The following is an 18,715-nucleotide window of genomic DNA, read 5'->3' as shown; positions in this document are numbered from 1 at the left end:
AGTGTAACGACAAAAGTGCAAATGGCAAAAGCAATGAGCGGACAAAATCACGTGAACCCAAGCGCTGAGGGCATCGCCCAGTCAGCCCGTGCGGCCAGCAAGAAGGGCGGTTTGCCGCCGGTGCACCTCTGGAATCCGCCGCACTGCGGCGATCTTGACATGCGCATCGCCCGTGACGGCACGTGGTTTTACCTAGGAACACCTATTGGCCGACCCGAGTTGGTGCGGCTGTTTTCAACCATTCTGCGCCGCGATGGTGACGACTATGTGCTTGTCACGCCTGTTGAGAAAGTCGGCATCACAGTCGATGATGCCCCCTTTGTCGCTGTCGATTTCGACGTGAGTGATGCGGGAGAAAGCCAGAAACTGACATTTGAGACCAACGTTGGGGACAGAGTGACAGCAAGCGCGGATGCGCCGATTCGCGTGGAACGTGACAGTAAGACTGGCGAGCCATCGCCCTATATTTTGGTGCGTGCCAATCTAGAAGCGCTAATAGATCGCAAAAGCTTCTACCGGTTGGTCGAAATAGGAACCCATGAAGAGCATGATGGCCAGAACTGGTTTGGCGTCAAATCATCGGGGGTGTTTTTCCCGATAATCCCGTCTAGCGAGCTGACAGAAGCCTAGGCTGGCCGCAGACATGCGGCTGCACGGCGTTCTAGCGCGCTAGTGCACAACCCTATGGCGCGCTAGTGCACGACAAACTCAGCATGCAATGCGCCTGCAGCCTTTATGCTCTTGAGGATATCGATCATGTCGCGCGGCGCTACGCCGAGCGCGTTCAAACCCGCAATAACTTCTGAAAGTGACGTCCCGTCCGGCACTTCGGCAAGGCTAATGCCCGCATCTTCCTGCAAGCCGACATTGGTGCGTGGCACAACAACGGTTTCGCCCTCTGCAAACGGGTTGGGTTGGACAGCAACCGGCGCTTCCTGAATGCGCAACGTCAGCCCGCCTTGACTCACCGCAACACGGCTGATCCGCACATCCTCGCCCATCACGATTGTGCCAGACCGTTGATCAACAACCACCCGCGCCTTGCGCTCGGGTTGCACCAGAATGTTCTCGATCTCGCCTATCGCATGCGCAGTGGAACGACGGCCCGTGGCAGCGATGTTGATTTGCACAGTGCCCGAATCCAACATCGCCGCGACACGCTTGCCAAAGCTTCGGTTGATCGCCTGCTCAATGCGCCCCGCTGTCGTGAAGTCGGCCTGACGCAGGGCAAGCCTCAGCGACGTCAGCGACGCCAGTTCAAACTCGATTTCGCGCTCGACGCGCCCACCAGACGGGATAACCCCCGCAGTCGGAACCCCCTGCGTTACCTTCGCGGCATCGCCCTCAGCCGACGCGCCACCAGCAATAATCGTTCCCTGAGCGACAGCATAAATCTGCCCGTCAGCCGCATTCAAAGGTGTCATGATCAAAGTGCCACCGAGCAGGCTTTTGGCGTCGCCGATCGCCGAGATGTTCACGTCAATCGTTGAACCGGCACGTGAGAATGCCGGCAGTTCGGCCGTCACAAACACCGCGGCGACGTTCTTAGGGCGAAACTGCTCTCCGGTTATGTTCACCCCGAGTCGCTCAAGGATGTTTGACATGATCTCTTCCGTAAACGGCGCATTCCTGATGCCGTCGCCCGTGCCGTTGAGCCCGACAACCAAACCGTAACCCACGAGATCATTGGCCCGCACTCCGTCAAACTCGACCAGATCTTTAATCCGCACCTGGCTGGCAAATGCCGTTTGAACGCTCAGAAGCAAACATAATAGTGCAGTGGTTATCGCTCTCATCGCATGTATCCCATCAGTGAAAGTTGTGACAAACGTGAGGTCGCCGCATAGAGGCTTTCAAGCCTGAACTGTGTCTCTTCCAAACGCGTGATCGTTTCGTAAGGATCGGCTCCAAGCAAGTCGCCGCGCGCATATTCCAAACTGGTGTGCTCGGATGCCAGCCGCGCACCGGCATCTTCAATGCGGGCTTCGGCAAAACCGAGTTTTGCCCTGATCGCCGTCACTTGGTCATTGGCGCCAAGCATGGCTTCACCCGCATTGCCTAACATGCCAGCTTGCACATCCGCGGCAAACGCAAGGCTACTGTCGGTGGCCAAAGCCGCCATCGCCGTTGCTTTGAGGGATTGGCGCAGAGCGGCGCCGTCGGCTCGAACATCAAGTGACACCCGCTCGCCGTCGCCCAGCATGAAGGGTTCAAGTGATTGGCTTTCACCAAGATAGCCCACCGTCTCAAATCCGCCGCCGGGAGCATTAAACCAGTCGTCCATAACTGTTTCCACTCCGGCCAGTGTCGTTTGCCCTGCAAGGGCAGTCCGCAGATCGGCAAGCATGTCTTCAGCCGAAGCAAGTGCTGCACCGTTGGTGTCGATGCCAGCAAAAACCGAACGCCCCGCGACCGTTGTATTGAGCGCGCCAATCATCATTTCAAACTGACCCGAAGCCTCGTTTGACAGCACGTCTCTTGTCCCTGAAATCGCGCCTTCTCCTGCCGCAATCAAGCCGACGCCCATGCTACCCATAGCGTTGCTCACAAAGCCCAAAGCGCTTTGCATCGAGGCGGCGAAGGTGGCCGCTTCGCTGGCGGATGTTTTGAACGCCGACGTCACGCGCAGGCTGCGTTCAACTTCACCCAGATAGCCAAAGTCACCGCCTAGATGCTTACTCACATCTTGCACTTTACCGCTCGAAAGCTCGAGCGTGAGCCGCGACATCTCGCTCTTTAACTGGCTGTTTTGCCGGCGCAACAGCGTCGATTGTGCCATATCCCCAAAAGACAGTGAATTCATCGGATTGCTCCCATCAAGGTGTCCATCATTTCTTCGACCGTTTGCATCATTTGCGCGTTGGCAGCATAGGCTTGCTCGATCATCAATAATTTCTGCATTTCCTGATCAGAATCGACTCCCTCGGCGAGCAACATCGTTTCGATCTCGGCGCTGCGCGTCGCGGCAAAGGCCAGCTCGCTTTCATAACTCAACCGCGATGCGCTGACCCCGCTGGAAAAGTTCGCGCCGAGTTGTGTTGCCGAACGCGACATGCCGGCAAACCCGCCTGAAGCGATACTCCGATCCGCGCTCAAAGCTGCGGTGTAATCCTGCAGCAGGCTCGCATTGCCCGCAGCACCCTGTGTGGCGGCACCCATACCGTCACGCAGCCGCCAACTGGCGCCGCCCTGAGCACTGTCAACAAGTGCGTTCACTTGCAGTCGTCCAGACAAGCCGACCTCGTCAATCGCAGCAAAAGCTGCGCCGCCGTCGGTTAGAAGCCCCGCATCAGTCGGCCCGCGTGTCGCGTCAATGGCCGGATCCTGAAACCTTTCAACAAGGTCTCGTGCAACGGCATCAAGCTCGGATTGAGCGCTCACTGCATGGGTGTCACGCACCTCGAACAACGCTGTTAGTCGCCCGCCGCCGCGCAACGGCCCGCTCTCGGGATCAACCGAAACTTCAGTTCCATTGATGCTCAACCCCGACAACAAGCCCGCGTCTTTTGTCATCTGCGGCACAATCGTATGTGCTGTGGCAAACGACAACTCGGATGCAGGGCCGTCAACAAGCTGTGCGCCACCAAGCGTATACAGCGCTACACGCCCATTACCTCGGTCGATTTCGCGTAAGGGGATCCACTCGGAAATGCTGTCAATCAGCACTTGTCGCTGGTCTTTCAATCCCGAAATCTCAAAACCGTTGTTTTCTCCGCGCGCGATTTCTCCGTTCAGTTTTTCGACTTGTTTGAGTTGGGTGTTAAGCGTTTTAACGCCACTATCAATTGTGCTGTCAGCCTCCTGTCGCATCGTTTGAATGCCTGAGGACATTTCACCGAGACTACGGGCAAGTGTGGCGGCATCTTGCACCACGGCGTCAAGCCTGCCAGGTAGGTCTGGCCTACTCGCGGCCGAAACAAAGCTGGCTTCCAGATCAGCAAGTCTTGCCGTTAGAGAAGTATTGCTGTCAGGCGTTCCGACCAAGCGCTCGAGACGGTTGTGAAAGTCCGCCAGCTCACCGCTGAAGGCAGTTTCGGAACCGACCGAACGCATCTCTGCAACAAGTGCAGGGCTTTGTTGCCGCGTCACGCCGGTGATTTCGACACCACCGCCCGTGCCATACCGCGCGCCCAGCTCGACTTCGCGCCGCCCATAGCCATCTGTCATGATGTTGGCCAAATTTGTCGAAACAACCTGCGCCGAGCGGGAAGCGGCGTTCAGGCCCGAAACGGCATTGGATAGTGCGCCCGTGAGTGACATAGCAAAACCTCTTGGTTGGGGGAAGTTGAAGGGCGCGACTAAACCACCGCGCCCTCAATGGTTAGCGCTTGATGTTCGCGGTTTCCTGCAGCATCTCGTCCACCGTCTGAATGACTTTAGCGTTTGACGTATAGGCGCGTTGGGTTTCGATCATTGCTGTCAACTCGCCCGCAACATCGGTTGTCGAGCCTTCGCGCGCATAGGCAACGATGTCACCTGTCGGTCCATCGCCTGCGTCCCACAAAAAGAAGGTGCCGCTATCAGTCGAGGGCATATAGGTTTGCTGATCAAGCGAGACCATGCCGTTAGGGTTTGGCATCGACACCAGCGGAATTTGATAGATGGTTTTCGTAATGCCACTGTCAAAGAAGGCGTGCACCATACCGTTTGAGTCAACCTCAACCGATGTCATGTTGCCCACAGGCGTCCCATCTTTAGAGATAGAGACAGGTGCAAACACATCCGACAGCTGCGTGATGCCGTCAGAGTCGCCCGCAACACCGATGTTAACAGCCATCGGCCCGCCCGCGACTGTCACTTCGAACTCGCCTGTCGCCGGATCATATGCCCCGCCTGATACAGTCGTCACTGAGGCCAACGTGCCTCCGGCTGTGCGGCTGTCATCAAACGTGAGTGTGTATTCTCCGATCACGGCGCCGCCGGAGGCCGAGTCAGTGACAAGCATCGTCCATTCGTTTGAAACACCTGTCCCCGGGACTGTCGGTACAAACTCGACAGAGAGGCTCTCGGAGGTGCCCATGTTGTCGTAATATTCGATAGACAACTCCGAGTTATCTCCTGCTGCGCCTGCTTCTGTGGCTGTTGCAGGCAGGTTCACACCCAGATCAATTTTGGTGGTTGGCTCGCCGGTAAATTGGTTAACGTTGATCTGAACGGGTTCAAGCCCATCAGATGTATCGCGGGGGTAAGTCGGAATTGTCCCGTCAGCAGATGCCGGCCAGCCCAGAAGAACCAGCCCCGCCTCCGAACGCAGATAGCCCTCATCATCGGTGCGAAACGAGCCTGTTGTCGAAAGCAGCATGTTTTGCTGGCCAGCGTTCAGCTCACTGCTGCGCGCCACCGGCAAAAGGCCGCGTCCACGCACCGCGAGGTCTGTTGCGTTGCTGGTCGGAACCAGCGGGCCGCGTTGGTCGATCAGGCGTTGTGTCGTTGTGCGCACACCTCCTGCCGAATAGGTGCCGCCTTGAGAAGAGATCACCATCGAGTGGAAGTCGGCCTCCACACGTTTGTAACCAAAAGTGGCAGAGTTCGCGATGTTGTCTGCGATAGTACCAAGCCGCGTTGCATTGGCCGTGAGGCCTGCCACACCGGCATTAAGCGAGGAAGAAATTGTCATAGATACGCCTTTCTGCTGCATCAACCGTTATTGTGCAGCAGTTGTAAGACGTCCCGCTTAACACCGGACTAACATCTAAAATGCAGTCTAGTTTTGCCTGACAACTCAGCGCTCCCTCCGCAGAAAGATGATCTCCAGGCGGTTGTTGCGCAGTGACATAGGGTTTTCCGTTGCGGGGCTGTTATCGGCATGTCCGGTCATTCGCTTGGTCCGCTCGGGCAACATGCCGCGTCCCTCAAGAAGCATACGCATGCTGTTGGCCCGTGACGTCGACAAATCCCAAACAGGGTTGGAAACAAGCACAACCGGCTCTGAGCGTGTGTGGCCACTGATGGCGATGTCATTGCCAACCATCGTCGAAACCCGCGCGACAATGTCTGCCAGATCACGCAGCACTTGTGTCGGCTCGCTGCTACCGCTCTCGAACAAGGCAAGCCCCTTGATATCAAACAGCTCGACAATCAAGCCCTCGTCCGTAACCCGTGTTACGATATGCTTGCGAACATCGTTCGAGGCCATGCTTTCGCCGCCATGACCCTGTAGCTCTTTTTCGATCGCGCTAAAGGCCTCGGCATCTGGCCCGTCGCCTTTTGCTTCCATAGCCTGGCCACTTTCCATCACACCCATCTCACCGCGGGCTTGCCGTTGCGCAGTTGGCCGCAGGCTTGTCGCTCCGGTGCCGTTCTGCGGCAAGGTCATCTCCGAAAACACTGACTCGCCGCCGAAGTTGCCGTCACCCCCGCCGGACACGCGGTTAATGGGAATGGTCGGGCTGAAGTAATCTGCCACACCTTTTCGTTGTTGCTCTGTCGTTGCGTTCAACAGCCACATCAAAAGGAAAAAAGCCATCATAGCAGTCACGAAGTCAGCATAAGCCACCTTCCAGGCACCACCATGATGCCCGCCGCCTGCGACAACTTTTTTCCGTTTGATGATGACTGGCGCTACATTGCTCTGCGCGCTCATAATCCACCACCTTTGTTATCTCACCCGCAACAAGGTATCCGCTCGAGCCCTTACCAGACACTTAACAAACTAAGGCATTTTCATGATCTATTAAGGCTTCGGTATGCCGCTCAAGAGCTGCGCAACGTATCACCATGTGAAATGCGCGGGCTCAACTCTAGCTTCTCGTCAAACACAGCGCTCTCGTCTTCACTGCGCGCCAGAATGATCTTTGCCGCCGTCTCTCCGATCTCGGCACGACAGGCATCCATCGTGGCCAACTGCTTGGGCAAACCCTGCAACAACTCAACCCCGTTAAAGCCTGCCAGCCCGATCTGTCCGGGCACATCATACCCCGCCTCAAGACAATACAGCAGACCCCCAGCGCCGATCATGTCATTGGAGTAATAGAGAAAATCAAGATCAGGTGTGCGCTCCAGCACCGCTTTTGTCATCTCGCGCCCCTTGGCAAGCGCCGAGCCACCCTCGTAAAACTCCTGATCTGCGATCTCGATGCCAGCCTTCGCCAACGCCTGCGTGAAGCCTTCAAAGCGTTTACGCGCACGGTGATCAAGCGGCATCTTGGTGCCAAGAAAGGCGATCTTCTTGTACCCGGCAGCAACGATAGACTCAGCCATCTGCCGCCCTGCCGCGCGGTGCGAAATGCCAACCGCGATATCAATCGGCTCGCCGTCAACATCCATGATCTCAACCACAGGAATGCCTGACGCCGCCAGCATCGCCCGCGCGTTGTCAGAGTGCTCAAGCCCCGCAATGATCACCCCTGAAGGCCGCCACGAAAGCATCTCGTAAAGCACCTTCTCTTCCTTCTCGGGCAAATAGTCAGTGATCCCGACTACCGGCTGCAACCCGCTGTCTTCCAAAACGTTGGTCACACCTGTTAGCACCTCGGGAAACACCATATTCTTCATCGAAGGGATGATCACAGCCACAAGGTTCACCCGCTGGCTGGCCAACGCTCCGGCGATCTTGTTAGGCACATACCCAAGCCGTTTGGCCTGTGTCAGAACTTTCTGGCGCGTGGCTTCAGACACATCCCCACGGTTGCGAAGCACGCGGCTCACTGTCATCTCTGAAACACCGGAAGCCTCTGAAACATCTCTCAAAGTCAGCGGGCGTGCGCTACGTTTCATCACGACAGTATTCCTCGCATTTGGCTAAACCAATGCTACCGCAGCGCTCCCGCCTCACGCAAGCGCGTTTAGGGCTGACAGCCCGCCCCATACCCGCTATTCAACCCCCTGAGCGGCCCCGTGGCTCAACTGGATAGAGCAGCCCCCTCCTAAGGGGCAGGTTGCAGGTTCGAATCCTGCCGGGGTCGCCAAAAACACTTGAAAAATATGGCTTATTTACAGTACGTTGTGCGGATGCGTGCAGAAACGCCCGTCGGCTTTCGCGGCGAAATCGGCTGAAACGGCCGATTTCTCGTACAAAACCTGTACAAAATTCGCACGTTTATGCGTATTTCGGGGGTCAATCATGAGCCGACATAGCTTTGATCCTGAAATCGCCAGGCGTGTCGGTCTCAATGCAGCGGTGATTTTCCAAAACATCACCTTTTGGATCGAGAAGAACCAAGCCAATCGCCGCAATCTTCGAGACGGGCGGTATTGGACCTACAATTCGATCTCGGCCTTTGGTGAACTGTTCCCCTATCTGAGTGAGAAGCAGATCCGGACGGCGCTCGAAAAGTTGGCCAGCGCGGAGCTGATCATCAAGGGCAATTTCAGCGACGATCGCTATGACCGGACCTGTTGGTATGCCCTGGGCAACTCCATTTGCCCAAATGGGCAAATCGATCCGACCGAAAGGGAAAATGATGCATCTGCCCCTGAGGGCGAGCCATCTGCCCCAGAGGGCAAATCCTATAAGAACAGATATAAACCATATCAAAAACCAAATCCTTCGCACGCGAAGGCGGCGGTGGAGGATGAAGTGTCTGAAAAGATTTTGTCCGCTTATCCGGAGGATCGAATTCGCGGGAAAGCGGTTTGCCTCTCACAAATCCGCCAAGCATTGGCCGACGGAGTGGACGCGAAAGACCTCGAGGACGCCGTCCGGGCCTATGCGACCGAAAGCAAAGGTTTCACCCGCTCCAAGGTGTGCTTCTCCGACAATTGGTTCACCTCTGGCCGTTGGCTGAAATACCTTCAGGACGTCGAGGAGACGCGAGAAGCGAGCAAAGCCAAAGAGGCTGAATTGCTGAAAGGTTTGGCCGACTGGGTCACGGGCAAGCACCCCCTTTGTCGCCACATCACACCCGGTCAAGTGACCGCGTTGCTGGCTGAAAACCTGGTCAGCCCTGCTGAAATCCAAGCCGCGGGCCTCAGATCATGACCGCAACCGATCCGACAGAAGAGCAAACAGCAAGGTTACCCACCGATTACATCGGCGGGACTTGTGAGGGGCGGCAAGCCTCCCCTTCAAACCCCAACCAGACGCGCGCAAGCGGCATCAAAGAGGGCCTTTCCGAGAGCGTGATCTTTCGATGCACCCCGTCGGAAAAGGCAGCGCTTGTGGCCAAGGCGCGCGCCGCTGGCCTGCCCAATGCCACGCTGATGCGCGAGGCCTTGGGGTTGACCGAGGTACGTCGGCGCAAGCCCGTCCCCCGAGTTGACCCGAGGCTGACCTTTGCGATTGCCCGCGTCGGCGGCAACCTCAATCAGCTCTCCCGCTGGATCAACGGCGCGGTCAAGTCCGGCCGCGCGAGCCAGATAGATGCGCTCAAGGTCGTTGCGCAGCTGGTGGTCATCGAGCGGCAATTGGCGCAGATCGTGGCGGCGCACACAGGCGAGAACTGCGAATGATCATCTCGTTCTTCTCCACTGGCACAGGTGGCGGTGCGGCCCCCGTGGATTACCTGACTGCACGCGAAGTTCTGGCCTGTGACGAGAACCGCAACCTGATCTGCGACGACACCGGTCAGCCGCAAACAAAGATTCGAGACCCGCTGCCAGAGGTGCTGCACGGCAATCCAGACCAAACCCGTGACCTGATCGACGCGAGCCCCAACAAGTGGAGCTACACGGCAGGCGTGATCAGCTTTGCCGATTACGATGATCCCAGACCCGACGCCCAGCAAGAGGCCATTGAGCTATTTGAGGCTCTGGCCTTTGCTGGGCTGGACAGGGATCAATACGATTGCCTCTGGGTGCGCCACTCGCATGAAGGCAATGTCGAGCTGCACTTCTGCGCGCCACGCCTTGAGCTAAGCACGGGCAAGGCGCTGAACATCGCGCCGCCAGGACATGAGAACGCCTTTTCCAGCCTGCGTGATCTGATGAACAAGACCCACGGTTGGGCAGACCCTTTGGAGCCAGATCGCTCTCGCGAAGTGAGGGCGACGATTGAAGCGCCGACACGCGCAAGGGCGCGAGGCGCTGCACGAATGGATCCTCGATCAGATCAGCGTCGGCAGCATCACCGACCGCGCCAGCATGATCGACGCGCTATCAGAGGCGGGTTTCGAGATCCCCCGTGCAAGCAAGAATTACATCACCGCCAAAGACCCCGACACCGGCGAGCGCTGGCGTTTGAAAGGAGAGATTTTCCATGACGACTGGCAAGCCGAACCGCCTCGCCGAGAAATTGAACGCGGACCTGGAAACGATCCGGAGCGACCACGCCGCCTTGATGGCATCTCAGCTGGAGAGCTTCAGGAGCGATTTCAGCAGCATTGCGACCAGCGCGCTGCATACAATCGACACCGATATCAGGTTCTTTCTCAGCGACAGCAAGAGCGAGTTGGAGAGGCGGAGCGAAACGATCCGGCGCTGGCTGACGATCTCGCCTTGGGTGATCGTGGGGGTGGTCTCAGCCTGGATCGCGACAGTGCTGATCGCGAGTTGGTTCTGGACGGGTTTGATCACGCGCTCGGAAATGACGAGGCTTGGCCTGACACGGATCGAACAGGCCGGGCAGACATGGGTGACGCTGGACCCCGACCGGACCGAATTGAAGACCTGCACATTGGCGCAGAGGCCGATCATATGCATCGAGATCAAGGAGCCTTAAATGACGCGACCCCTGACAGCATTGGAGCGCGAATTGCTCGCATCCGTCGAGCGGTTGGTGACGGCCTGCGAGAGCTCAGCCAAGGAATTGCACGCCTTGGAGAAACGCTCGACCAGCAGGATCGAAAGCAAGGTGAATGGCTTGGCGCATTGCGTGGCGCTATTGATGAAATCTCATCTCACGTCCGTCACCACATTGGCCGACTTGCTGCGCGAGGAGCAGAACTACGCGAAGCTTCAGGCGGGATTAGAGACCAGCTGGAAGTTAGCGAAAGACGCCGAGAAGCGGCTGATCGAGATCGAGATGCGCCGGATCACGACCGAAGGCTGACGCACTAGATGCCGCGTGACCCGCCCCCCGAGGCCCCCTCATTCATAACGAGAGTTTGCGGGTCTGGTTTTCATATTCTTCGTTGTCGGTTTGGGTAAGCGCGTCGGGCGCGGAGCCCTCAAATTGCTCAAGCGTCCGACGCGCCTCGACGGGTGTTTTGTTTCCGAGCGACGAGTGGGGTCTGACGTTGTTGTTGTCGTATCGCCAGAGAACCAGCTTGCGGTGGGCATCATCCAAGCTGTCGAACATCCCGGCTATGAAACCTAGCGCAAAATACAGTAGCGACGTGCCGTAGAAGCCTAACAGCTCAGGCGTGCCCGCATTATGCCAGAAGGCGAACCCGATCACCAAGGCAGCCAGCAGCAAGATCAGCACCAGCGTCTTGAATAGTGGGACCCAGGTCAGCAGGTCAGCCACGACGCCCCAAAGGACTGAAACATCAACGGAGAAATGGAAACCATCTTTCATAGTTAGGGGTTTAGGATGTTTTTGTCTTGCTTGATTGGGCTTCGTTCAATCTTGGCTGAAGCGCACCTATTTTCAAAGTTTGATCTTTCATTAGACTTGATACGCCATAAGAGAGCGTTTGCACACACAAGGCCTTGATCGGAAGTGGCGAAAGAGCTAAAAACATCTAAAATTGGGACAACACATAAAGTGGCAGACAGTACTATTTCAGCCAACACCTTGGATGCCAGGGTGGCCGATGCGGTTAGTAGGGCGCACGATGTCTTTCTGCGCGCATACACCCCTAACAACTTTTACTTTCATGATTTCCTGAATGTGTTCATAACACTCATCCAGCAGCCAGCGGTGTTTGTGATCTATCGCCAGTCAGCAGATAGTGAGTTGGAGCGGCATTACATACTCTCAAGGGACAAAGGGTTCTATTCAGGACTGATCGAGCACCTGGCAGAAGAAAAACTAGAGGCTAATCCTGAAAAGCTTTTTCCGATTTTCCCCTCAGCGTCAAGTATGCCTGTGGAAAAAGAGGGCGAGGATTCGGATCATCGCACAAAGTACTTTCTTTCGATCTTCAAGGTCATGGGATCGGCTCAAGAAAAAAAATACGAACTTGTAAAACCGGTAGATGCGGCTCAAGAGGTGCCTGCAAACCCCTTTGACTATATAGCAATCTGCGCTAGAAAGTTCTTCGACTTGGAATGGGCTCGATACCCTGCAAGCTTTCAGATTTTGGCATATGACTATCTGCGGCGCTCCATGAGTGATTTGGTTAAGGGGCATATCAACCGAATGTCAGGGAATCTCGACGGCCCCTCTTCATCCGTCAACATCCCCGCTCCAAGTGCACAGAATGCGTGGTACAAAAAGCTGACTTCTGACTTGTCTCCATTGTTTGATGGCCTCACAGGGCGGCTTTCATATTTGACAGAGATGGCAAGTGTTCGAACATTTTCTGAAGATATGAGTGAAGATAATGTAGGCCCACCTCTAAGCAACTTCTTCTTGGCAACCCGTGCTTATACTCGCCAAAACGCAAGGCGGCCACTGAACAAAAAGGAAGCTGAAAAATTTCGAGGATACCAGTATGATGTACAATTTATTCTTCCCAAGAAACAAGAAGACGAACTAAGAGAGTTCTTCGCGTGGCTTGGGGAGCCAGGTAATGGTGGCGAGCTGATCAACTACTCTAGTGCTAAATTGGGTAGAAAGTATCTGAAGCAGAGAAAGGTACTTGAAGAGGAGTTCTTCAATATCTTGGGAGGATCAGATGGGCCAAAAAAGATTTTGGAAATATACACTAGCAAAATTGGAGATAACGCAAGGTCTTTTACCGATCCAATATTTGAGACTGGTCTGATCGATTTTCGCGAGGTATTCGAGGATGGTGGTTTAACAAGGGTCCCTGGGCTTAAAGGCCTTAAATCGATTGGTTCATTATCCTCTCACCCAGATTTGAACGATGGTCTTAGAATTGTTGCGGCACACTACGTGTTTTCACAAATGGCACGTCGTGCCTTAGGGCAAAATGGTGCAGGTCGCGTGAAGATGATTCTGATTCCAGTTATGGAGCGGGGAGCCGTATGGGCAGTTTCAGGCCACTTCTATCACGCAAACCAAAGCGAAGCTTTTCCGATTTATGATGGCCGGATATGGCAGGCGGTCTTTCATCTGTCGAACTACATTCGAAGCATAATTCGACGATCCTCAAGCGACCTTTTATGGGAAGACTTCTCGCACTTGATCGTCAACACCATCGCGCAGTTTGATTCTCTCGCCCTGCAGAATGCAACTGACTTAGGCGCAGCTCTGAAGAAGCTTGAGGAAGATGCTAAGTCGCATGGGCGACTGAACCCGCTTGGATTTCCAGAATTTCGGGTAGATGGAAGTATTCTGTATTGTTTCCCAAATGCCGACTTGGAATCTGATCCTGTCGAAATAAGAGGGATCACACAAAGTAATGCGTTCTTTCAATCCGTCCAGAACTGGAGAGGTGTGGAAGAACGGGATTACTCACGAACAATCGACGAAGGCATGAACGCCTTATTCAACAGAGTCGCCTTGGAGAGGATGAATACAAACCGTCCCTTGACCAGGGCTCGAACACGGAAAGCACGGTAAAATGACTGAATCGACAGAAAACCCCACGTTCATTCGTGGTGATTTCACCCCGGTGGCTGAACTACTAGAGATCGCGCTGAGTGGAGTGAATGAGAACTACGAACCAGAGTTTGATGCTGAACAGGTGGAGGAGCTGGTGTACGAAAGGGGGCGCATTTTTGACAACGCCTCGCAAATTGCTTTTTTCCCCCTGCACGAAGTTATTCCCCAGGAAGCAATGAGAGAAAAGGCTCAGATATTCAGGCAGGTAAACGATAAAAATTTTTTTGATGGCGGTGAAGTATCGTTCGTAATCAACCCATCAAAACGTAAGAAGGGCGTTGCAATAGAAAAAACATCAAATTCTGAAATAGTGGATAGCGTTATAGAGAAAATGTGCTCCGCCATGAAGGCAGCTGGGGTAAACAATCAAACAATTTCAACAGTGAGAGCAACTACAAAAATTAGCATCGAGAATTCGTTAGCGAATGGCGACGAGGTGCCCGCTATTCCGAGCGTTGCTCCCAGAAAATATAGAGGCGTCATACAAGATGGACCGCCGGTAGAGTTTATTAGATCAGTTTACGCAAAATGGGTTATTGCGGAAGTCCTTGACCGAGAGGCATTGGATAAGCTCGATCATAATCTCGTGCTCGCGGTGTATTCATACAAGAAACGTAATCCGAAGGCCCCGACACTTAAAGATGTTCTGGCCAGTAAATCAGCGGCAGATTCAAATAGGCGCAAAATCTATAACCAAGCCCAGAACTTTAGCATTGTAAACTGAAAATAAAATGAAGGCGCGTTAGCACGCGCCTTCATTTTTCGGCTGCTTATTTCACACCTAGCTGCGTGGAATGATATCCACACGACGGTTAATCTGGCGTCCCTGTGGGGTAGAATTATCAGCCTCGGGGCGGTCTTCACCAAAGGACTTTGTTACCATGCGTTCACCCGAAACACCGTAGTCAAGGAGAATACGGCTCACTGCTAGAGCACGGTTGTTTCCAAGCGTATAATTATCGGCACGTGTGCCCACGCTGTCGGTGTGCCCTTGTATCTCGATGATGACATCGGGGCGCTTATTCAGTTCTGCGGCAAGAACTAGGAGGACTGCGTAACCGGCCGGTTTTACCGCTGCGGATCCTGTATCAAAGAAGGCGTCGGGAAACCGCATGGGTTGCAGTTCTTCTACCACCTCTTGCAGGGGCTGTGGCGTGGGCGGTATGGGCCGCTCGATACCAATGTCGATTCCTCTGTTAAGGGTGCCGCCCAATGGCTCTGCTGGTTCCAGTTCGCCTCCACTAGGCGTTGCCTGTGCCAACATCCCGCCGATCTGTTGTGATTGCGCCAGAGGGGCTCCGGCATTCTCAGGCGGCGCCAGCGTGCCTCCCAACGATTCCGGTTGCGTTAAGACAGTGCCTGTTTCACTTGGCTGGACGAGGTCGGGCGTCAGAACAAAGAACTCTTCCGCAGTGGCGGGCAGAGCCATCGCTGTGACAATGCCGAAGGCTGTGAGGATCTGTTTCATGGGAATCTCCATCAACGATGCCGCATCCACCACGCAAGTGTGAGGAACGCAGAAAGGAAATAAAAGCAGCCGGTCAAGAGCTTGATCATGTCGGGGACATCGCCTAGGTCGCCGTACCCAAGTTCCAGGGCAACAATTTTGGCGTCGGACGGTTGGGTCTGTTGCGGGTCGATCCACTCAACATCGGCATAGCTTATGCCGTTGAAGACACCCCAGGTAAGCCACGCGCCTAAGAACAGACACCCCGCGGATTTGATCAGCCCACCCGGTGGCAGCAGCGCCAACAGGATCATTGCTGCCGCCAGCGAATACAACATAACAACAGCGCTGCCAGGCGCAGTGGTCAGAAAGAAGGTCACTATGGCTGTGCTGCCCCCAACAGCGCCCAGAAGCGTGGAGGTCAGCACCCGTGTCAGTCCAAAGCCCAGAAGGGCTGCCGCAAGGATCGCGGGGCCAATCATTCCGGCCAAGGCGATCACAATACGTGAGGCAGATCCCATAGGCAGGACCATTGCGTGCCCACCCCCCTCGCCGTGCAGGTGTATCGGCAGCCAATCTCCATTGAAGAGATAGGAAACCGTAGCGTGGCTCGCTTCATGGTAGAATGTTGTTGCCCGTTGGGCCGCATCAAATGACGCCAGAGGGAGGGCAATCACTGAAATTGCAACACAGGCTGTGGCGAGGGCGACGGCAAGGGCCATCTGTGCCCCGACGGGCATATCGTGTCGCCAAAAGCCCAAGGGTGGCAGCCGGCGGGGGAAGGCCCCCTCCGGCCAGCTACGACTAGCGATGGAACGTAACATTCTCAGCCCCCAAAGATATCAGGACGTCTCGCGTGATCTCTTCGACTTGTTTGCGCACACCGGGCCAAGCCCATTCGGGTTCTTGGGTCATCCACCAGCCCACGAAGTGAAAGCTCCCACACAATGGGGAGGTGGGCAGACCGATATAGTCCGCGCGTGATCCGTCAAAGCTGAGCCCCTCGGTGCCGTTGAGGTAGGCAATAACGTAGTTCTCTGCGCTGCAATCAAGGTCCAGATCAGACAGCAATTGTTGCAGCGAACCTTGCCCAGATTGCGCCGCTGTGGATGGCAAAAGTTGCAGGCGCTGCGCAATCCCGTTGGCCATGTCACGCGGGTCGGCACCGGAATATGCGAAGGTGAACGACGCATTAAAATCAGTCGCGCCCAAGTTTTCCGCAAGCGTGCCCCCGAAAGAGCTGTGGTGCACCTGATCTCCAAATCCGGGATTAATCTCCGAAGTAATTTCTTGTGTGACGCCGCCCAGGTGGGCAATAACACTGGGATCGCGCAGACCTGCCTGTGACAGGTCATAAACGACGTGGATATGCTTGGGGCGCTCTTGGGCTTGGGCCGTATTGTGTGCCGAAGCAAGGGTCACGCCAAGGGCGAGGGCGGCAGAAGTGATGATACGCATAGTTTGGCTCCTCTAGGCTACTAGGATGTCGCGGCGCGCAGGTCGTTGCGAATACGGTCCACGTCTGCGAGATTGGTCAGATACTCGATATGAGCGGTAAGCTCGTATTGGGCTTCTTCGGCCAAAGCATCGAAGCGCGCCGGAAGAAGACTCAGATCGATGCGAAGCGGCGCGACGGCAGCCTCAGCGATCTTCTCGATATCGTTGTCCTTTTCACCTGCTGGGCCAAAGGCCTTCATCTCTTGCGCGATGATTGCTGTGGCGGTGTTGGCGGCAATGCCAGTGCTGTACCGGACCAAGCCTTGGGTTTCGCTCCGGATGCGGGAAGAAACAGAGTGAACAAATTTATCCTCGTTCTTTTCGGCCAGGTCCTGTTCGTCGAGCAACTCTGTGTCGTCTAGACGGGCCAACTCAATTGTGTTGGCCGACAGGCGGTTGCCATGGCGCAGCAGGCGCAGCGACGTCCAGATGCCATTGACCGCTCGCAAGACAACGCTAACGCCGAAGGCAGCGGTGATGGCAGCAAGAACCAGAAAGACAGAGCGCATAATCGTGGATGTACCTATGATGAAATCGCGCAAGGATCCTGTCGCCCCAGCATTCGGACCTGTAGATCCTGTGCGCGGCAGGCTGTTCAATGCGACCAAAGCCGCTTGGGCAAAGGTTACGATGATAATCAGCCCGAGCGCGAACAGCAGCACCCCAAAGCCACGGGTCAGCCCATGCATCCGGCTGAGCGGGTAGTGAAACCACGCGATGCTGACCACGACGAATGCGCTGGCACCGACGAGGGCAATCCACTCTTCGGCGGGCGTCACTGTGCCATCACGGGGATCGCGCTGAAGGTGCAGCATGGTCTCGTGGGCATAGACCCATTCAAGCAGAGCTGGGCTGGTCAGGACGATACCGATGATCAAAAGCCCGACGAACATCATCAGCTTTCCGCCAACGGCCACCATGGTGGAGGCTTCCTCGTTGGCGCCTGTCGAGTATGTTTGGAAGTCCATTGAGTTAATCCTTTTTGTCCAAAGATGTGGGTGACTTGGGGTTCATCAGCTGATGGTTTGCCACCAGCAGACGGCGGGTCTGGGCCTTTGTCTCCGCGACCTGGGCGTCCAGCTGGCGCTTGGGCAGATCTTTCAGCGCCCGGGCTGCGGCAGACAGGTCCAGGTTCTGACGTGCTCCCGTGATCAGCGCCATGTGGACGCGGGCCTTATGTTCCATTGGCGTCGTTTGAGTGGTCGGTTGGGGCGTGCTGCCCGGAGCAGTGGGAACCGAAGATCCGGGACGCGGTTGTTTGGGCGTTTGCATTGGCGTGTTCCTTTCTGAAAGAGGTTCTGTACGCTCTTCCGTTTCTTCTTTGGTTGGCTGGTGGGTAGAGCTTATCGGTTCGAGCTGCTCACCGCCGCTTAGAGGGGGCGCTGTTGCCGCGGGCCGAGTTATTTTTGGCATTTTTCATCCGCAGCACCTCCCTCAATGCCATTCATAATGCTTAATAAATGTCTAAAAGCAACCCAAAAATCTAAAAATGTCTAATTTTAGCCGTACTTCTGCCTCAAAGTATCAAGGTGCCGAACGCGGGGCGTCTTCGAAAACCTAGGGGATCTGAAAAATTCTACGAAGTTGAGTGTCTTGTCGCCCCAACCTTACTTTGTTTGAGCTACCCCCTGAATTTCGTAAACTGAGGTAGGCTACGATTTGCTGTTTGCTGGTCTTCGACGAGAAGGAGGTCAGAGATGTCGAAACGGAAGAATTATTCGCCCGAATTCAAGGCAAAGGTGGCGCTTGAAGCGCTGAAGGGTAAGCATCTCGTGGCCGAGCTGGCGGGCCGGTTTAGCGTTCACCCGATGATTAGTCTCAGTTGGAAGTGGGTGCTACTTGAATGCGCTTCTGGTGTGTTTGAGCGCGTTGATAAGAAAGCCCCGAAGATTGACGAAGAACAGCTCAAAGAGCTGCACGCTAAGATCGTGAAGTTGCCGTCGCCGAGGATTTTTGTCACGAAAGCTCAAACCATGGATCGGCAAGCGAGGCGGAAGATGGTTGAACCAGCCAACACCGACCTGTCGATTCGCAAACAGTGTCATCTGTTGTCAATCTCGCGGTCATCGTTCTCCTACACGCCAAACGGCAAGACGGCGATGAACCTGACCCGCCAGATCGACGACCAGCTTTTGGAAACGCCGTTCTTTGGAGGTCGGCAGATGACCAGGCATCTTCGTAACGAGGGTCATCTGGCAAACGCGAGGCCCCACCTATGA

20 protein-coding genes, 1 tRNA gene and 1 pseudogene are annotated in these 18,715 nt (G+C 55.3%); 10 read left to right on the top strand and 12 right to left on the bottom strand.

The genetic code is table 11. From position 1 onward, the window contains the following. Positions 1-33 precede the first annotated feature (33 nt). Positions 34-630 (top strand): DUF1285 domain-containing protein, encoded by a 597-nt coding sequence (locus KO498_RS05080; protein ID WP_215958804.1) that lies wholly within the window; start codon positions 34-36, stop codon positions 628-630. 62 nt (positions 631-692) lie between these two features. On the opposite strand, the gene KO498_RS05075 is transcribed toward KO498_RS05080, so the two are convergent. The 6 genes from KO498_RS05075 to KO498_RS05050 form a co-directional block, all read right to left on the bottom strand. After that, on the bottom strand, positions 693-1,796 hold the full coding sequence (locus KO498_RS05075) for a flagellar basal body P-ring protein FlgI (RefSeq protein WP_215958803.1): 1,104 nt from the start codon (positions 1,794-1,796) through the stop codon (positions 693-695). After that, positions 1,793-2,803, bottom strand: a complete 1,011-nt coding sequence (locus KO498_RS05070) for a flagellin (protein WP_215958802.1) — start codon at positions 2,801-2,803, stop codon at positions 1,793-1,795. The genes KO498_RS05075 and KO498_RS05070 overlap by 4 nt, the downstream gene beginning before the upstream one ends. After that, entirely contained in the window at positions 2,800-4,260 is a 1,461-nt protein-coding gene (gene flgK, locus KO498_RS05065) for a flagellar hook-associated protein FlgK (RefSeq protein WP_215958801.1), read from the bottom strand. The genes KO498_RS05070 and flgK overlap by 4 nt, the downstream gene beginning before the upstream one ends. 61 nt (positions 4,261-4,321) lie before the next feature. Further along, positions 4,322-5,617, bottom strand: coding sequence for a flagellar hook protein FlgE (locus KO498_RS05060; RefSeq protein ID WP_252731282.1), 1,296 nt, complete (start codon positions 5,615-5,617; stop codon positions 4,322-4,324). Positions 5,618-5,722: 105 nt separating this feature from the next. Further along, positions 5,723-6,583: a flagellar motor protein MotB gene (locus KO498_RS05055; protein WP_215958799.1), complete on the bottom strand. Its 861-nt coding sequence runs from the start codon at positions 6,581-6,583 to the stop codon at positions 5,723-5,725. A gap of 110 nt (positions 6,584-6,693) precedes the next feature. Further along, on the bottom strand, positions 6,694-7,716 hold the full coding sequence (locus tag KO498_RS05050; protein ID WP_215958798.1) for a LacI family DNA-binding transcriptional regulator: 1,023 nt from the start codon (positions 7,714-7,716) through the stop codon (positions 6,694-6,696). Between the two features lie 114 nt (positions 7,717-7,830). On the opposite strand from KO498_RS05050, the gene KO498_RS05045 reads away from it, so the two are divergent. The 6 genes from KO498_RS05045 (at position 7,831) to KO498_RS18120 (ending at position 10,927) form a co-directional block, all read left to right on the top strand. Continuing rightward, positions 7,831-7,907: transfer RNA gene (locus KO498_RS05045), tRNA-Arg, on the top strand. 155 nt (positions 7,908-8,062) lie between these two features. After that, positions 8,063-8,920, top strand: a complete 858-nt coding sequence (locus KO498_RS05040; protein ID WP_215958797.1) for a hypothetical protein — start codon at positions 8,063-8,065, stop codon at positions 8,918-8,920. After that, entirely contained in the window at positions 8,917-9,390 is a 474-nt protein-coding gene (locus KO498_RS18135) for a plasmid mobilization protein (protein WP_252731281.1), read from the top strand. The genes KO498_RS05040 and KO498_RS18135 overlap by 4 nt, the downstream gene beginning before the upstream one ends. Then, a complete protein-coding gene (locus KO498_RS18130; protein ID WP_252731280.1) occupies positions 9,387-10,139 on the top strand; it encodes a relaxase/mobilization nuclease domain-containing protein in 753 nt (250 codons plus the stop codon). The genes KO498_RS18135 and KO498_RS18130 overlap by 4 nt, the downstream gene beginning before the upstream one ends. Next, the gene (locus tag KO498_RS18125) at positions 10,136-10,597 is read left to right on the top strand and encodes a hypothetical protein (protein WP_252731279.1); all 462 of its coding nucleotides are present in this window, start codon (positions 10,136-10,138) and stop codon (positions 10,595-10,597) included. The genes KO498_RS18130 and KO498_RS18125 overlap by 4 nt, the downstream gene beginning before the upstream one ends. After that, positions 10,598-10,927: a hypothetical protein gene (locus KO498_RS18120; RefSeq protein ID WP_252731278.1), complete on the top strand. Its 330-nt coding sequence runs from the start codon at positions 10,598-10,600 to the stop codon at positions 10,925-10,927. 42 nt (positions 10,928-10,969) lie between these two features. Here KO498_RS18120 and KO498_RS05025 read toward each other — a convergent pair. Further along, positions 10,970-11,176: pseudogene (locus KO498_RS05025) on the bottom strand (integrase core domain-containing protein); the annotation flags it as partial. Between the two features lie 363 nt (positions 11,177-11,539). On the opposite strand from KO498_RS05025, the gene KO498_RS05020 reads away from it, so the two are divergent. Then, on the top strand, positions 11,540-13,510 hold the full coding sequence (locus KO498_RS05020; RefSeq protein ID WP_215958796.1) for a hypothetical protein: 1,971 nt from the start codon (positions 11,540-11,542) through the stop codon (positions 13,508-13,510). 1 nt (position 13,511) lies between these two features. Then, positions 13,512-14,276 (top strand): hypothetical protein, encoded by a 765-nt coding sequence (locus KO498_RS05015; RefSeq protein WP_215958795.1) that lies wholly within the window; start codon positions 13,512-13,514, stop codon positions 14,274-14,276. 57 nt (positions 14,277-14,333) lie between these two features. On the opposite strand, the gene KO498_RS05010 is transcribed toward KO498_RS05015, so the two are convergent. Genes KO498_RS05010 through KO498_RS04990 form a run of 5 tightly spaced genes read right to left on the bottom strand, consistent with a single transcriptional unit; the run spans position 14,334 to position 17,657 of the window. Beyond that, positions 14,334-15,020, bottom strand: coding sequence for an OmpA family protein (locus KO498_RS05010; RefSeq protein WP_215958794.1), 687 nt, complete (start codon positions 15,018-15,020; stop codon positions 14,334-14,336). Between the two features lie 11 nt (positions 15,021-15,031). Next, on the bottom strand, positions 15,032-15,823 hold the full coding sequence (locus tag KO498_RS05005; RefSeq protein WP_215958793.1) for a M50 family metallopeptidase: 792 nt from the start codon (positions 15,821-15,823) through the stop codon (positions 15,032-15,034). After that, on the bottom strand, positions 15,804-16,457 hold the full coding sequence (locus KO498_RS05000) for a hypothetical protein (protein ID WP_215958792.1): 654 nt from the start codon (positions 16,455-16,457) through the stop codon (positions 15,804-15,806). Before KO498_RS05000 ends, KO498_RS05005 begins: the two co-directional genes overlap by 20 nt. 20 nt (positions 16,458-16,477) lie before the next feature. Beyond that, complete coding sequence (locus KO498_RS04995) at positions 16,478-17,464, bottom strand: hypothetical protein (RefSeq protein ID WP_215958791.1); 987 nt, start codon at positions 17,462-17,464, stop codon at positions 16,478-16,480. 4 nt (positions 17,465-17,468) lie between these two features. After that, complete coding sequence (locus tag KO498_RS04990) at positions 17,469-17,657, bottom strand: hypothetical protein (RefSeq protein WP_215958790.1); 189 nt, start codon at positions 17,655-17,657, stop codon at positions 17,469-17,471. A 536-nt stretch (positions 17,658-18,193) separates the two neighbouring features. Here KO498_RS04990 and KO498_RS04985 point away from each other — a divergent pair. Beyond that, positions 18,194-18,715: a hypothetical protein gene (locus KO498_RS04985; RefSeq protein WP_215958789.1), complete on the top strand. Its 522-nt coding sequence runs from the start codon at positions 18,194-18,196 to the stop codon at positions 18,713-18,715.

Source organism: Lentibacter algarum (genome assembly GCF_018860975.1).
GTDB lineage: Bacteria > Pseudomonadota > Alphaproteobacteria > Rhodobacterales > Rhodobacteraceae > Lentibacter > Lentibacter algarum_A.
Note: the sequence above shows the minus strand (reverse complement) of the source record. Positions and strands in the feature narration are given on the sequence as shown.